This is a genomic window from Sulfurimonas sp. RIFOXYD2_FULL_34_21 (genome assembly GCF_001830805.1).
Classification (GTDB): Bacteria; Campylobacterota; Campylobacteria; order Campylobacterales; family Sulfurimonadaceae; genus Sulfurimonas.
The window spans coordinates 85547-102180 of record NZ_MICH01000002.1 but is presented as its reverse complement, the minus strand read 5'-3'; the positions used below and the strand labels follow the sequence as shown (position 1 = coordinate 102180).

Annotated in this window: 12 protein-coding genes; 7 read left to right on the top strand and 5 right to left on the bottom strand. The window is 35.2% G+C overall.

The genetic code is table 11. The features are described from left to right. Window positions 1-50 precede the first annotated feature (50 nt). The 5 genes from A2530_RS01760 to A2530_RS01740 are packed head-to-tail and all read right to left on the bottom strand — an operon-like array spanning window position 51 to window position 5710. Window positions 51-425, bottom strand: a complete 375-nt coding sequence (locus A2530_RS01760; RefSeq protein WP_294884472.1) for a RidA family protein — start codon at window positions 423-425, stop codon at window positions 51-53. An 18-nt stretch (window positions 426-443) separates the two neighbouring features. Then, complete coding sequence (locus tag A2530_RS01755; protein ID WP_294884473.1) at window positions 444-839, bottom strand: thioredoxin family protein; 396 nt, start codon at window positions 837-839, stop codon at window positions 444-446. A 4-nt stretch (window positions 840-843) separates the two neighbouring features. After that, window positions 844-1941, bottom strand: a complete 1098-nt coding sequence (gene dapE / locus A2530_RS01750; RefSeq protein WP_294884474.1) for a succinyl-diaminopimelate desuccinylase — start codon at window positions 1939-1941, stop codon at window positions 844-846. Then, window positions 1938-2684: a M48 family metallopeptidase gene (locus A2530_RS01745; protein ID WP_294884476.1), complete on the bottom strand. Its 747-nt coding sequence runs from the start codon at window positions 2682-2684 to the stop codon at window positions 1938-1940. The genes dapE and A2530_RS01745 overlap by 4 nt, the downstream gene beginning before the upstream one ends. 23 nt (window positions 2685-2707) lie before the next feature. Next, a complete protein-coding gene (locus tag A2530_RS01740; protein ID WP_294884477.1) occupies window positions 2708-5710 on the bottom strand; it encodes an HNH endonuclease in 3003 nt (1000 codons plus the stop codon). A 214-nt stretch (window positions 5711-5924) separates the two neighbouring features. On the opposite strand from A2530_RS01740, the gene A2530_RS01735 reads away from it, so the two are divergent. From A2530_RS01735 to A2530_RS01705, 7 genes are all read left to right on the top strand, one after another. Next, window positions 5925-6713, top strand: a complete 789-nt coding sequence (locus A2530_RS01735) for an OmpA family protein (RefSeq protein WP_294884478.1) — start codon at window positions 5925-5927, stop codon at window positions 6711-6713. Window positions 6714-6725: 12 nt separating this feature from the next. Further along, a complete protein-coding gene (locus tag A2530_RS01730) occupies window positions 6726-9272 on the top strand; it encodes a TolC family outer membrane protein (protein ID WP_294884479.1) in 2547 nt (848 codons plus the stop codon). Window positions 9273-9446: 174 nt separating this feature from the next. After that, on the top strand, window positions 9447-11606 hold the full coding sequence (locus A2530_RS01725; RefSeq protein WP_294884481.1) for a type I secretion system permease/ATPase: 2160 nt from the start codon (window positions 9447-9449) through the stop codon (window positions 11604-11606). After that, window positions 11606-12946 carry an HlyD family type I secretion periplasmic adaptor subunit gene (locus A2530_RS01720; protein ID WP_294884483.1) on the top strand — a complete coding sequence of 447 codons (1341 nt, stop codon included), beginning with the start codon at window positions 11606-11608 and terminating at the stop codon, window positions 12944-12946. Before A2530_RS01725 ends, A2530_RS01720 begins: the two co-directional genes overlap by 1 nt. Beyond that, the gene (locus A2530_RS01715; protein WP_294884485.1) at window positions 12947-13552 is read left to right on the top strand and encodes a LuxR C-terminal-related transcriptional regulator; all 606 of its coding nucleotides are present in this window, start codon (window positions 12947-12949) and stop codon (window positions 13550-13552) included. A 6-nt stretch (window positions 13553-13558) separates the two neighbouring features. Then, window positions 13559-15415, top strand: coding sequence for a protein containing Six-hairpin glycosidase-like domain protein (locus A2530_RS01710; protein ID WP_294884487.1), 1857 nt, complete (start codon window positions 13559-13561; stop codon window positions 15413-15415). A gap of 14 nt (window positions 15416-15429) precedes the next feature. Next, on the top strand, window positions 15430-16629 hold the full coding sequence (locus A2530_RS01705; RefSeq protein WP_294884489.1) for a hypothetical protein: 1200 nt from the start codon (window positions 15430-15432) through the stop codon (window positions 16627-16629). The last annotated feature ends 5 nt before the right edge of the window (window positions 16630-16634 follow it).

Here is a 16634-nt window from a genome sequence, read left to right as displayed (position 1 = left end):
TACATGTAAGTTGAGATAACTCTCTTAAAAATAAGAGAGCTAAAATGGAGTTATTTTACGAGTGCAACAGCGTCTATTTCAACAAGTGCATTTTTTGGAAGAGTTTTTACGGCAACGGTTGAACGAGCTGGTTTATGAGAACCAAATATCTCTGCATATATCTCGTTTACAATTACGAAATCATCCATTGAGGCTAAAAAAATGGTTGTTTTTATGACACTATCCATTGAACTTCCTGCTTCTTCTAAAACTGCCTTTAAATTTTTAAGCACTTGATTTGTCTGAATAACTATATCATTTTCAAGCATTACACCCTCGGGTGTAAGTGCGATTTGACCCGATGTAAAGACCATACCGTTTGCCACAACAGCTTGTGAGTATGGACCGATTGCCGAAGGCGCTTTGTTTGTTTGAACGAATTTCATTTATAAATATCCTTTTGTTTATTTTAATTCTTTTGTCTCTTTTACTTCATCTAAAAGTTCATAAAACCCTTCAATGCTTCTTGAACCGATTGTCGTGTATATTATTTTACCTTCACTTGTTAAAAAGTAGTGTCTTGGAACAGGTTTTGTCTCAAATTTCTTAGGAATATCATCAATATCTCTTGATAGATACAAAAGAACATAATCTTTTTTCAACCTTCTTAAAACCTCATCTTTTGCCAAAACTTCTTTTTCAAATCTCTCACAATATTTACAATACTCTGAACCTAAAAATAGATAAACCCCTTTTTTGGTTTTTTTTGCCTCTGCCAAAGCCGCTTCATAATCGCTAGGCCAGTCAAAACCAGCACTCAAACTAGAAATCAGTGCTATTATCAGTACCAAATATCTCACTTTTTTATCTCCATGTAGTTATTAGATTTTTAAAAACTTCGCAAAGGTTCTCGACCTCTTTTATTGAAGTTCTCTCATTTATCGCGTGAATTGTATCATTTATCACACCAAATTCTATAACATCTATACCTAAAGGAGCTATATATCTTGCATCAGAAGTTCCGCCTGCCGTTGAGTGTTTTGGCTTAATTCCCGTTACTTTTTCTATAGAAGCATCGATATTTCTTACAAGTTTTGTATCGGTCTGAGTTCTAAAAGGGTATGAGCCTTGAGTAAGGCGCAGTTCATAATCAAGCCCTTCAAGATTTTTTTCTACAAACGCTCTAACCTCTTTTTGGGTTGTAAGAGTAGTGTTTCTGACGTTAAACATCATCTTTAGCTCGTTTGGCGTTACATTTGTAACCTGCATACCTGCTCTTATATCCGTTATTACAAACTTGCTCGGTGCAAAAAATTCATCTCCACTATCCAAATCAACTCCCGCCATATTTGCAAGTCTTGGAGCAATTAAGTTTACCGGATTTATAGATTTTTCGGGATATGCCGCATGTCCTTGTTTACCTTTAAGCGTGATATAGCCGTTGATAGAGCCACGTCTGCCGACCTTTATAGCATCTCCGAAAACCTCTTCACATGTAGGTTCTGCGACTATAACTGCATCGGGAAGAAGAGCGTTCTCTTTTAGATATTTTAGTACCTCAAGTGTGCCGTGAATTGCATCGCCCTCTTCATCTGAAGTAAGCAAAATTGAGAGTGTTCCTCTAAAACCCTCTGCCTCTTTTAGTGCTTGAACAAACGCCGCAACACCGCTTTTCATATCTTGTGTTCCGCGACCGTAGATATAACCGTCTCTCTCAAGCGCTTCATAAGGATTTGTGTCCCAACCGCCACCTGATGGAACCACATCTACATGTCCTGCAAAACAGAGGTGCTCGCCTTCGCCGAATTTTTTATACATGAAGAGATTTTTAACATCCTCTACGTCTATGCGAATAGCTTTAAAATCCGACAGATAACTCTCTATAAAATCTAAAATACCGCCGTCACTCGGTGTTTCGCTCTTTTGCTCTATAAGGTGTTTAAAAAGTTCTATCGTTCTCACTTGCCCAACTCTTTTACTATCTCTGAAATTCTTTTTATTCTGTTATCATCGTTTGGATGCGTAGAAAAAAACTCAGGCTGAGACTTGCCTTTAACCTCTTTCATATTCTCCCAAAAATGCACCGCTTCATTAATATTGTATCCTGCTTGTTTCATCAAATAGACCCCTATAGCATCTGCCTCATACTCATGACTTCTACTGTATGGCAGCATAATTCCTAGCTGAGTACCATAACCGTAAGCCATATTAAAAGCATCAGAGTATCCCGGAGCGGTTGCGCCTATTATTATATTGCCCAAAGTTTGAATTCCGCTCGATATCTGTTGATGGCTCATTCTCTCCGCGCCGTGTCTTGCAAGTGCATGAGCTATCTCATGTGACATAACGGTTGCCAATTGGTCATCATTTTTTGCAATACCTAATATTCCCGTATAAACGACTACTTTACCTCCGGGCAAACAAAAAGCGTTTATCTGTTTATCCTCTACGAGATTGAATTCCCACTCAAAATCAGCTCTATCTGCCGCTTTTGCTATCTTCGCTCCTATGCTTTTTACCCTAGCAGTTTGGACTTTATCGCCGCTAATTTTCGCTGTTTTAAGAAACTCTCTGTAACTACTTTCCCCTAATGTCTTCTCTTCATTCGGTGACATAAAAATCATCTGTTCTCTGCCGGTAATGGGCGTTTTGCTCAAACAGCCGACAAATAAAAATGCAACCATTACCAGATATATTTTACTCATAACTACTCCTTTGTTATCTTAAATTACCAATCATCAAGAACAAAACCATTTATTTGCGGCTCTTCAACTATCTTGTTTTTTACTTTACTTATCTGCTCTTCGTAAGTTAGTTCCAACCCTTTTGAAGTCATAACAAAGCCACCGACTCTTATCTTACCATCATGTATTGCCTTATGATGCTCCCTGCATAAGGGAATAAGATTATGTTTACTGTCTTTGTGAAAATGTCCTATAAAACCGCTCTCATCGGCTAACGATTTATGATTTATATGATGCACATCTTCTGCCATATCTCCGCATATTACGCATTTTGTTACGTAAAGCTCTTTGTTATATTTACTTGTTTTTTTCTTTACAAGCAGTTCTAATTCGTCAAAATCACGTGCAAGTCGTTTGCGGATTTTATTTGCAGTATCTAAAAAATCACTGTCCATGTGAAGAGATTTTGCAAATTCAAGCCCGTAAATACTGCTTCCGCTTCCATTTTGAAGAACTCTATTAAAGAGAAGTTTATCCTCAAGCTCATCATACTCAACACTTAAATGCAAATCTACAACATTTTTTAAAACTCTTATCTCTTTCATGGTAGAGAGTTGGTGCAAATGCGTAGCAAAGAGAAAGATTGAGCGAAGACGTGAGAGCTTTATAATAGCACTTGACACGATAGCTACACCAGAAAGCGTCTCTGTTCCATGACTTATCTCATCACCGAGTATTAGTGAACGAACTGTTGCACGGTTAAAAATATTTTTCAGTTCTAACATCTCCACCGCAAAAGTAGAAAGCCCTTTTGCAAGATTATCTCTTGATACTATTCTGGTAAAGAGAGAATCAAAGAGAGAAAATTTCATAACGGCAGCACTGACAAAAAAGCCTGATTGCGCCATTAATGTAGCAAGTCCTATACTCTTCATTAGCGACGATTTCCCGCTAGAATTTATCCCGTAAAGTAGCACTCCGTTTATCTCATGCCCGTCATGCACATTAACATCAAGCATAACCGTCTTTGGGTGCGGCAAATCCATATAATCACGATTTCCCATGACGATATCGTTTGGAACATATATACCGCTTCCGGTTTGAATCTCAATTAGAGGATGACGAAGCTGCATTATCTGCATAAAATTTTCATCGCTTTTAACATCTATTATCATAGGTCTTGAGTGTTTATATTCTTGTGCAACTTTTGATGAGCTGACACCGACATCCAAATCCGCTACGTAAGAAATTATGCGGTCAAAAAGAAGCGAATATCTTCTCTCGTAAACCTCTTGAAGTGCTATATATCTCTCTTTAGCCAAAGAGACTATCTTACGGCGATTTTTCATAATATTGTCTGATAGCGTATCGGTAAAAGCAGATGTTATTTTTACGCTGTTTGTCAGTTTTTTTACTGCAAAATCTTTAAAATCCTCACGTTTGGAGAACTCCGTTTCTATCATAGAAAATCTATTTTTACTAAGAGATATGTAGTATCCCTCTTTTTCCAAAAGTCCAAGTGTTACCAATGAGTTTGTGCTAGACGAATTTGACGACTCAAGCAAAGTCTCTATTTTTGACATGATATCTTCAAAAACTATAAGCATAGTAGAGTTTTCTTTTACTAAAGTGTCTATCGCTTCATCAACACCGCTCATTAAAAAATTCTCATCAATCGTCGCATTTGTAAAACGGCGAGAAACATCCAAGTCTATGCTTTTAGAGATATCTCGTAAAAACTCGTCAACTTCACTCTCGTGAAAGTGAATTTTTTGGATTTTATGTTTTTTTGCATACTGTATCAACTCTTTTATACTTAACATAGACTCATAAATATGATTCATCTCAAAAGGGTGGAGTCTTCCTAAATAGAGTCTTCGAGAGAGTCTTTGCAAATCATAAATTCCTCGCATTACCTCATCTAGATATCTTACATGTGATGAAACTCTCTCTATTAGGTTGTACCTTCTCTCAAGTTCATCTTTTTCAATAATAGGATTTAAAAGTCTCTCTTTTAAAAGTCTTCGCCCTATTGCTGTTGAACTTTTATCCAACATCTTTAAAAGAGTAAACTCCTTTTTGTCTTTTGAAATTACGCCCATCTGATCAAGTGCACTGTTGCCTAAATACATAAAACGGCGATTATCGATTATTTTAGGATAATTAAGCTTTTGTACAATGTGTATATCATGTTCTATTACAAAATGGATAAGTATAGCCAATGATTCCGTAATCATCGGGCTTCTCTCCAAATCCAGATGCTCTATAGGGGATAAAAGCGAGTGAATTTGATAGACTTGTCGAAAAAGCTCATTTTGAAACTCTACTCGAGGTCTTTGGTTATTTACGCTGTAATTGTAGTGTTCAGGAATCTCGAGATAGTGCATAGCGTGGCGTTGGTCTTCAACACCGTCTAAAAAAGTAACTACTATTTCTGAAGTACGATTTACATTTAAAAGATTAAAAATTTCATCAAGAGCGTAAGATGGGTCTTCACTCGTTCCATGACTCTCGTATAGCCATGTTTTCCCCGTCGTTACGTCAATGGCAGAGTAACCGACTACATATATATCTCTATGTTTATCAACTAAAATAGAGACTATATAGTTGTCATCGTTATCTATTACATAATCAAAATTTGTTCCCGGAGAGACTATTTGAGCTATATATCTGCTAATTTTTGGCGGATTGCCTTTTTGTTTTACTACTATAACCGTATATTTTTGTTCTGAAATAAGGCGGCTTAAATATCTGTCAAAAGATACGGCAGGAACACCGGCTAAGAGCGGATTTCTATCACTATTTTGCACTATATTTTTATTTTTTTTGGTAAGTTGTATGTTTAAAAGTTCTGCTATCTCTTTTGCTTTGCCTATTTGCATATCGTCGTTATTTACTTCATAGACCTCAAAAAAAGTGCCTATCTCCATAAAAACTACCGTATCGTTGCCGTATTTATCTTCAAAATATCTCTGTAGCTCAAAATATGTTTGAGTTAATAATTTATCTTTATTCTCTAAGATATCGCCTAGGTCTGATGCAAACATTAATTTCTTTTCTCTTATTTTTAAGCTTAGGATTATATCATATTAAAAAAAATTGCTTTATTTAAAGAGATTAAAAAAATTTTAGTGTATTAAAAGTAAACGTTATTTACCGTAAATACTTAAAAAATTTAAAATTTTGACAAATTTATGCTGTTTTTTTGGTACGATTACATATTAACAAAATAAAACTAGTAAAAAAGTTTAAGGATAAACGATGAATCTCAAACTAGCCCTACTTGCTTCCCCTGCCCTCTTACTTTGCCTAAATGCTTCCGAACTGATTCAACCAACCGATGAAAAAGAGTTCCCTTACATAAAGCCGGTAGCAGTTGAATATAAGATGATAGACTCCGACAAAGACGGTGTTTTTGACATTATGGATGAGTGTCCTAACACACCCGAAGGAACTGTTGTAAATACAAAAGGGTGTGAACAAGTTGTAGCACAGGCAATTGCACCGGCCGCTACACAAGGCGTTTGTGAGCCTGATTCCGACAAAGACGGGGTTTTTGACTCCAAAGATGAGTGTCCAAATACCCCTCCTGAAGTAATTGTCGATAGAAAAGGGTGTGAGATTGATTGTGATGAAGACGGAGTAGTTGATTCTAAAGATAAATGCCCTAGAACTCCAAAAGGGTTTAAAGTTGATATTGACGGTTGTCCTCTGACTGCAACATTAGAGGCTCATTTTCCGACTAACGAGTATGCAGTAACCGATGATATTATTAATGAGCTTAGAACTTTTGCACAATTTTTAAAAGACAACTCAGGCTATAAAGTTATCTTAAGCGGACATACTGATTCAAGCGGAGATGAAGAGAAAAACAAAATACTTTCTCAAAATCGCGCAAACTCAATCAGAGATGCACTAGTAAGCTTTGGTGTAGAGAGTAGCAGACTTATGCCTATAGGTAAAGCATCTACTCAGCCTGTAGCAGACAATGCAACCGTAGAAGGTCGTGCACAAAACCGCCGAACTGAAGTTGAATTAATTAGAAAGTAATTAGGAAAAAATATGAAAAAGATATCATTAGCACTATTAACAGCAGCATCTCTCTTGAGCGCGGAGGATTTAAGAACAACGGTAAGTGAAGTTTTATCGACAAACCCTATTATTTTAGAGAGATTGAAAAACTACAACTCTACAAAAGAGGATATTAAAATTGCAAAATCAGGATACTATCCAAAACTTGACCTCTCTTTAGGTGCCGGATATGAGCATACGGAACTAAATAATCGTCCTGCTACGCCTGATGGCTCTTTTGACTTTGGCGTATATGACAACTCTTTAACGTTTACTCAAAATATTTTTAAGGGTTTTGAGACCACCTATCAGGTAAAAGAGCATGAAAACAGAACCGTTGCAGCTGCTTATCACTATGTAGAAAGGGTTAACTCTACCGCTTTTGAGATGGTAAACGAGTACCTGCTTGTTTTAAAACAGAGAGAACTTCTTAAAAATGCACAAGAAAATATTGATATAAATAAGGAGATACTAGATAAGGTACAAAAGCTTTACGGCTCCGGACTTACTACCCTTTCTGAGGTTAATAAAATCCAATCATCTCTATCTCTTGCAACTTCAAATTATGTAGTTCAGGAAAATAATCTAAAAGATGCTCTGTTTAACTTTCATAAAGTATTTGGGAGACACATTGATATAGATAGTATGACTAAACCTGAGGCAAATTTTGAACTTCCAAAAAATATTGACGATGCTATACAATTTGCAATACAAAACAACCCTTCACTTCTTGTTAGCAAATATAATATAAAACTAGCACAAGCAACTCATCATAAAAAGAAATCTCCGTTTTATCCTCAGTTTGATATAGAAGTATCTCAAAACTATACTAAAAATCTCGGTGCATCCGAGGGTGAACGTAATCGATTTAAAGCAATGGCACTAGTTAAATATAATCTTTTTAACGGTTTTGCAGACGAAGCGGCACTTCAAAAAAGTATAAGCGAAGTTCATAAAGAAGTTCATATAAAAGATACTTTAAGACGAGAGACTATTGATGATTTAGCTCTATCTTGGGCAGCCGATGAGCAGCTTACAAAACAGATAGAACCTCTTCAAAAATATAAAGAGTACGCAGAGACTACTCTTAGCCTTTATAAGAAAGAGTATGATTTAGGAAGACGCTCACTTCTTGATTTACTTTCAGCTCAAAATGATTTTATCAACTCTGAATCACAAATTATTAATGCAGAGTATAGTCTTATCTATGCAAAGTACAGAATCCTTGATGCTTTAGGTACGTTAGTTACTACTATTATGGGCAATAACAGTGTTGATTATTCAAACGTAGGGTTGGTTATTAACTCTAATGTTGACTATTCACACTACAGTAGAGTTGATAAAGACTCAGCTGATTATGATGTTCCTACCGTAACTCTTGATCTAAATAAAACAGCTCCAAAAAATGACGATTCTCTTCCTATCTTCCTTGATAGAGATACGGACTTAATCGTTGATGACAGGGACATATGTAACAATTCACTTAATTATAAACTAAGAAGTATTTACGGTTGTGTTTATGATTATAAAGACACGCTACGCATAGAAAGATACAGCGGTTTCTTGTTTAAAGGAACAACGGCTACTATAACTCAAGAAGCCGAAGATAAGCTAGATGCTTTGGTTAAACAGATAAAGCCTTACGGTTTAGAGCATATAAAATTTGAGTTACTCGGCAATGTTGACGATGAGAAAATGTCAAAAGACGAAATGCGAGATTTATCACGCGAAAGAGCACATGTAGTAAGAGAAAAACTAATCAAGTCCGGTGCAAAAAAAGAGAATATTACGGTTTATGCTCTTTCGGATGAAGCCCCTATGTTTACAAACGGACTATATGAGAATGAAGGCGTTGACTTAAATAACCGCGTAGATATTGTTGTTAGAAAATTGATAAAAGATTCAGACTCTGACGGAGACGGTGTATTTGACTCTATGGATAAATGTCCTAACACTCCTAGAGGACATGTTGTAAATGCTCAAGGGTGTGAAGAGCAAAAGCCGCTAGACTCTGACGGTGACGGTGTATTTGATGAAATGGATGAGTGTCCAAATACTCCTAAAGGTCATGCGGTAAATAGCAGAGGATGTGAAGAGAAAAAACAGCCGCTAGACTCTGACGGTGACGGTGTATTTGATCCTCAAGACAAATGCCCGGGAACGCCTAAAGGATTTAAAGTAGATAGTGACGGATGTCCGTTATCTCTGACGCTACAGGTAAATTTTCCTACAGACGGTTATGATATATCAAACTCTCGTATGGATGACGTAGAGGCTTTCGCACTATTTTTAAAAGAGAACCCTAGCTATAAAAGAGCTATTATAAGAGGTCATACCGATTCATCGGGAGATGAAGAAAATAATAAAGTACTTTCACAAAATCGTGCGAATTCAGTTAAACAAGCACTTATAAACTATGGGGTAGCTACATCTAGGCTTATTGCTATAGGAAAAGGCTCTATAAATCCGCTTTCAAGCAATGAAACACCGGAAGGTCGTGCTCAAAACCGTCGTATAGATGTTGAATTGATTAAGTAATCAATTCGACTATTACAAACATTCGACACTATACTTTGTTTTATGGCACAAAAATTGCTATTATATATTGTTATATTAAGTAAATATAAACGATAATGTTTAATTCAAAACTATTAAAATAGATTTATTAAGCTAAGCTGGTTAAATATTTAAAAATTTTTTTCAAGGTTTTGTATGCTTCAAACTGAAGTTGATAATTTAAGAATGGATTCTTTGCTTGAGTGTTTGGTTTTATTTACCAAACTCTACCACAAGCCATTTTCTGCAGAAGCTCTTACCGCCGGACTTCCGATTGAACCGAAATCTGAATCTCCTGAACTTTTTTCTATAAATAAATCAAAAGGTCTTTTTTCGCGTGCTGCCGAAAAAGCAGGCTTAAAATCAAGCATATTAAAAAGACCGTTAGTTCAAATATCTCCTCTTCAACTGCCGATGATAATTTTACTATCAAATCAAGGTGCATGTATATTAGACAGCTTTAATCAAGACAAATCTGAAGCAAAAATCATAATGCCATCCGAAGAGGTAATTGAGCAGTGGGTTGATATTGACGTACTTGAAGATGAATACATTGGCTATGGATTTTTAATAAAAAAAGCCTTTGAACATACGGATGGAGAGAATCAAACATTAAATTTAAACCAAAAACATTGGTTTTGGAGTACTTTAAAATTATCCATTGGAACATATAAAGAAGTTTTATACGCTTCGCTATTAATTAATATATTTGTCTTAGCCTCACCTCTTTTTACTATGAACGTATATGACAGAGTTGTTCCAAACAATGCCATAGAGACTCTCTGGGTTTTTGCGATAGGTGTTATAGTCGTTATGGGGCTAGATACTTTTTTAAAGTTTACCAGAACTTATCTACTTGAAAATGCAGCTAAAAAAAGTGATATTATCATGTCATCGATAATATTTGAGAAAATATTAAATTTAAAAATGGCAAACCATCCTGCCTCTGTAGGTACGTTTGCAAGTAAATTAAAAGACTTTGACTCTATTAGAAGCTTTTTTACAAGTGCTACTATGGCCGTAGTAATCGATTTGCCGTTTACTGTTATCTTTTTATTTGTTATCGGCTATCTTGGAGGTGCTATAGTACTCATCCCGCTAATTAGTACTATACTAATTGTTTCATACGCTTTTTTTCTCAAAAGCGCACTTAAAAAAAGTATAAAAAACACACATGAAGCAAATGCAGATAAAAATTCTATATTGATTGAGACGCTCAATAATATAGAGACATTAAAAACCTTAGGGACTTTGGGTCAAGTTCAGTGGAAATGGGAAGAAGCAAGCGGAGAGATAGCTAGGAAAAGTTTAACATCACGTACTCTCTCAGCCTCTCTTCCTATAATAACAGGTTTTTTTATACAGCTAAATCGAGTTATGGTAGTTGTTTACGGCGTATATTTAATTAGAGATTTTGAACTCTCTATGGGTGGATTGATTGCTACCGTTTTACTATCAGCTAGAGTTGTCTCTCCTATGGGACAAGTAGCATCGATACTTACAAATTATGAAGATACGAAAGCTTCATACGACTCTTTAAATGAAGTTATTATGCAGCCCAGTGAGAGACCAAACGGAAAATCTTTTGTTCAAAAACCTGAATTTAGCGGTAACATAGAGTTTAAAGAGGTGACATTTACCTACCCTTACAACGATGTACCTGCGTTAAAGAATGTCTCTTTCAAAGTAACTCCCGGTGAACATATAGCTATCATTGGAAGAATAGGCTCAGGCAAAAGTACTATACAAAAATTATTACTTGGCTTATATGAACCTGATTCAGGTCAAATACTCATAGACGGAATTGATATTAAACAGATTGACCCGGCTGATTTAAGGAAGCACATGAGTTATATATCTCAAGATGTCATGTTATTTAAAGGTACGGTCGAAGACAATATAAAATTTAGAGCAACTCATGCTAGTAGCGGAGCAATGGTTCGAGCAGCTCAAATTAGCTGTGCCGATGAATTTATTAAAAAACACCCAAGAGGCTACGAGATGCCAATTAGAGAAAGAGGTCAAGGGCTTTCAGGCGGTCAGAAACAAAGCATAGGGATAGCTCGTGCATTTTTACTAAAAACACCTATTATGATAATGGATGAGCCGAGTAATGCAATGGATCAGACAACCGAATCAAAACTCTTGAAAAACTTTGAAAAAAATTTAGAGGGAGTAACATCTATAATTGTTACTCAGAAGATGGCTCTTCTTAAGATAGTAGAGAGAATCATAGTAGTACATGACGGTAAAATAATAATTGACGCTCCTAAACAAGAAGCACTTGCAAAATTAAGCGGCGGCGGTAAAGAGTAATGAAAAAAGATACCTCTAAAGTAGAATATACAGAAAAAGATTATGAATTTATGAAGAGCTTAAGCTCTGCCATATTAGAAAAAACACCATCAAGAATTAGCAGAGTTTTGAGAATGTGGGTTTTAACAACTATTTTAATTTTTGTATGGGCCTCTTTTGCCGAAATAGATGAAATAACCAGAGGCGGAGGAAAAGTTGTTCCATTTGGACAAAATAAGATTATACAAAATCTTGAAGGTGGTATAGTAGAGTCTATTTTAATAAATGAGGGGCAATATGTAAAAGAGGGGCAAATTATTCTTAAAATTAATAACTCTATGACTACCTCAACTTCTGAGACAAATGAAATCAAATTTATGGAGTTAAAAGCAAAGAAAATGAGGCTTTATGCTGAAGCAAACAATTTACAATTTGAAGACACCAAAGTCAATGATCCGGCTTTTGCTATACATGTTAAAAGAGAAAAGGAACTTTACCAATCCGACATACGTGGTCTTAATGCTAAAAACAATTCTATAATAACACAAATTGAGCAAAAAAAACAGGGATACGAAGAAGCTAAAGCTAGAATTAAAACTTTGCAGATATCATTAGAATATGTCAAAGAGGAAGTTGCTATGACTGAGCCTATGGTAAGAGAGGGAGTCAAATCAAAAGTTGACTTTTTGAAACTCAAAAGAGAAGAGAATGGAATACAAAATGACATTGAAGCTTCAAAACTCTCACTACCTCGCTTGTTAGAAGCTATAAAAGAGCAAAAAAACAAACTGATTGAAGCTGAGCAAACATTTATGAATACTGCTAAAAAAGAGTTAAACGAGATAAGTGCTGAACTTGAGAGACTCACAACACAGCAGGTTGCTTTTAGCGATCAGGTCAGTAGAACAATGGTTAAATCACCTGTTGAGGGTATAGTTCAAAAACTTTACGTAAATACTGTAGGCGGAGTTATAAAACCGGGTGCTGATTTAGTTGAAATCGTTCCTACGGATAAAAGACTATACCTTGAGGTAAAAATCAAACCTAGCGATATAGCCTATCTACATCCCGGTGCTATGGCAAAAGTTAAAGTTTCAGCTTATGATTTTGCTATATACGGCTCTTTAGTCGGAGAAGTCGTTAACATATCTCCCGACACTACCGTTGATGAGAAGGGAGAGACTTTTTACATTATAAACATAGAAACGGAAAAAAATTATCTAGGAACACAAGAACAACCTCAAAAAATTATTCCGGGGATGACCGTTGATGTCGATATTGTGACCGGTAGAAAAACAGTTATGCAATATTTATTAAAGCCTATACTAAAATCAAAACAGTATGTTTTTTCGGAGAGGTAAATGAAGACTATATACTTTAGCGCGAATCAAGAGATGTTAAATGAGTGGACGGGTAAATTAAAAGTTAAAAGTTTTGATATAGCATATGATTTAGAATCATTAGAAGATGAGATTTCAAAAGATAGCAAAAACATTGTGATAGCAGACTTTGATACGGTTGCTCATGATATTAATACACTTATCTCATCAGGAAAACTTCCAAAAAACGTTATAGTTCTTGAAAAATCACCTGCAATTCCTACCGGAAAAAAACTTATCTACAGCGGTGTTAAAGCATACGGAAACTCAAGAATGCTTCAGCACCATTTTGACCAGATGTTTCGAGTCGTACTCAGCGGCAGAACATGGACCTACCCAGAACTTACTGCAACACTTGTGTCAACAATCGATAAAACATCTTTGGACAAAGAGTCTATAAAGATGCTTAAAGAGAGACTCACCGATAAAGAGGTGGGAATAGTTTATCTAATTTTGAATGGGCTTACAAATGATGCAATAGCACAGAAAGTAAATATCTCTACAAGAACCGTAAAAGCTCATGTAAGTTCAATTTTTGCAAAACTTCATGTAAATGACCGTGTTTCATTAATTCTTTTATTGAAATGACATGTTATGGAAAATTCACAAAATATAAAATCTTTTTTTATAGATTTAAGAGACTCTCTGCTTTATAACCTGCCCTTTTCAAAAAAATATGATGGATTTTTTCAATATGACAAAAACATATCTCAAATATATATAACTCTTTTTCAAGCAGGTAACACTTATATAAGATGGGGAACAAAAAAAGAGACACTCTCAAAATCGATAAACAGAATAAACTATAAACTAAGAGAGAATGAAAACTTTAAAAAATTCAACTTAAAAGATAGTTCAAAATGTCGAATACTTTTTGAAATGGTAACTAAAGAGTATGAGTGCAACATAAGAAATTTAACCACTATGAGAATGCACTCTGCAAATAGATTTGAGCCTGGGGTAAACGGTTTAAAATACACTTATGAGGGAATAACAAGATTTTTTATGCCCACAGACGGATTTACTAAATCAATTATGAGCGTAAATCAACTTTTAAACTATCTATCGAAACAGTGCGGCATTTCAAAACAGAGCGATAAAATCAGTCAAAGAGTCCATTTTATGAGAAGAGAGCCTATAGAGTATAAATTTATAGAGTCTATTGCATACATCTCTTTTGGCGATGATGTATTAGAGCTTGAGAGGGGATACCCTCTGCCGATTGAATTTAGTAAAGAGAACATGTATGATAAAACCATAAAAAGCATCGACTGGCTGGTAAAAAACATGAATGAAGACGGGAGTTTCTTATACTACTACGACCCCTATTTAAACACTATTATTGACGATATGCATCCGACAATGATAAATCCTTTATATAACAATATATTAAGACACAGCGGCGGAACAATCTCTTTGCTTCGCGGTTATGAAATCAGTGCAAACAGACTCTATCTTGAAAAAGCAAAAAAATCTATCGATTTTTTAATATCGACTTTTAGAACACATGTATATAAAAAGAAGTTTGCCTGTTACCCTTTTTTTAACAAAAAATCAAAACTAGGCGGTGCGGGAATAGGTCTTGTAGCTATAATGCACTACTATATGCATACGGGCGATGAGTGTTACAGAAAAGAGATGGACGGGCTTGTGCGCCACATATTAAGCCGTGTAGATAAAGACGGCGAATTGATAGGATATTATATTCATCCGAATTTTAATGACGGAAAACCTTTAACAAATCCAAACGATGAGACAAAAAAAGAGCTCTTCTCCTTTTACTACCCTGGGGAAGCTCTTTTAGGACTTGCACTTTATTATCTACATGTAAGAGATATCGACAAAGAGTTAAAAAAAGATTTACTTAAAAAAACAGAGATGGCACTTGATTTTTTAGTGGACGTAAGACCTATTAAATATATTCATATGTTTGAACCTCTTCCTGCGGATGCTTGGCTTATGCAGGCAATCGAAGAGTGGATTAAAGTAGATAAACTTGCAAAAGAGAGCTACATAAATTTTGTTTTTAACGATACTGCAACTATGTTTAATCACATGTACACAGATGAAAACACCCTTTCTAATAACAAAGATTATATAGGCGGCTTCTTTTATGAATACGGAGACCATGTTTATCATGACGCTTCTAGGTGCGAAGGCGTTGTAAGTGCGTACTATCTGGCTAAATATCTTGGTGATGAGCCTAAAGCAGAGTGGATAATGAACAATATGCTCTTAAGTGCAAAAGGTTTAATGAAAACTTTTAACAGCGAAGAGTCCTGTTACTCGCATATAGAACCTCATAGAGCGCTAAATAGCTTCAGATTTAAACTGACACGTCAGTGGGTTAGGGTTGACAGCGTACAGCATGCATCTTGTTTTTTTGCAAGATTATATAAAACGGATATGGGCATATACGATACGATAGCCGTTAAAAAATCACAAGAGTAAAGGCTATATAAGAGATGAAAGTATTGTTTTTACTTCTACTGATAAATACATTTTTACTCTCTTTTGACGTTAGCGATAAAATCGAAATTCTCGATTCTCCATATAAAGCTGTATATCCTAATAAAAAAGATTTATATGCCGGAAATATTTGGGATATGCGGGAATTTGACGGTAAACTTTATATGGGAGCAGGCAATAGCAGCAATATTGGACCTAAACAAAATGCCGGTCCCGTTTTACTTATAAGCTACAATCCTCTTAATAAAGAGTTTAAGACAGAGGCGATAGTTGATGACGAGCAGATAGATATAATTGACGTATTTGAAAACAAGCTCTACATACCCGGTCACGATGCTACGCAAAACTGGGAGTACGCAAATATATATATAAAAAATAACAATGAAGAGTTAAAGAAATACCGTAATATAAAAAATGGACTACATGTATATGATGTTGCTTTTTACAACGGCAAAATATTTACGGCGCTAGGAGTCAAAGAAGGTGCAGCAGTAGGCATTTCAAGCAATAACGCAAACAGCTGGGATATACAAAATTTAAATCACTTTCGCATATATAGTTTTTTAAAAGTAGCAAATAGCCTATTTGCCATAAAGTTTTTTCCATCATCAGAAGATTTAAAAAAGATGTCAAAAAATAAAAAGAAGCAATTTTTCAGTGTTGCAGAGTATAAAGCAGACGTTTTTGTTCCTAATTACGATTTAAACTCCAAAAACTTTTTTCCGGATTCGGATAACTTGGATTATAAATCACAAAAAATAGTCCATTCAGTAAACATCGATAAAAAAACTATCTATATCGGAGCGTATCTGCACAATGACCATCAATTCATCCCTTTTGGAGTCTATTATACCGAGTTTATAAACGATACACTTGTGAGTAAAAAAATAAAAATTCAAGGTGATTATCAAGTTTGGGATATTCTTTATAAAAACGGCAAAACATATCTGCTTGCTTATAATAAAAATACAAAAGTCGTAAAAGTTTTTTTTGCCATAGGCAATAATTTTGACTCATTTAGTGAATATATCTCATTTAAAAGTTCTACTTTCGCGAGGTCTTTTGAACTGATTGGAGACAAGTTCTACTTTTCACTCGGCTCAGAAGTCTCAGACCCTAAAAATTTTGATTATGATGAGATAAGTGAAGATACGGGGAAAATCTTGATTTTAAACACAAAAGATATAACGAACTAATATTA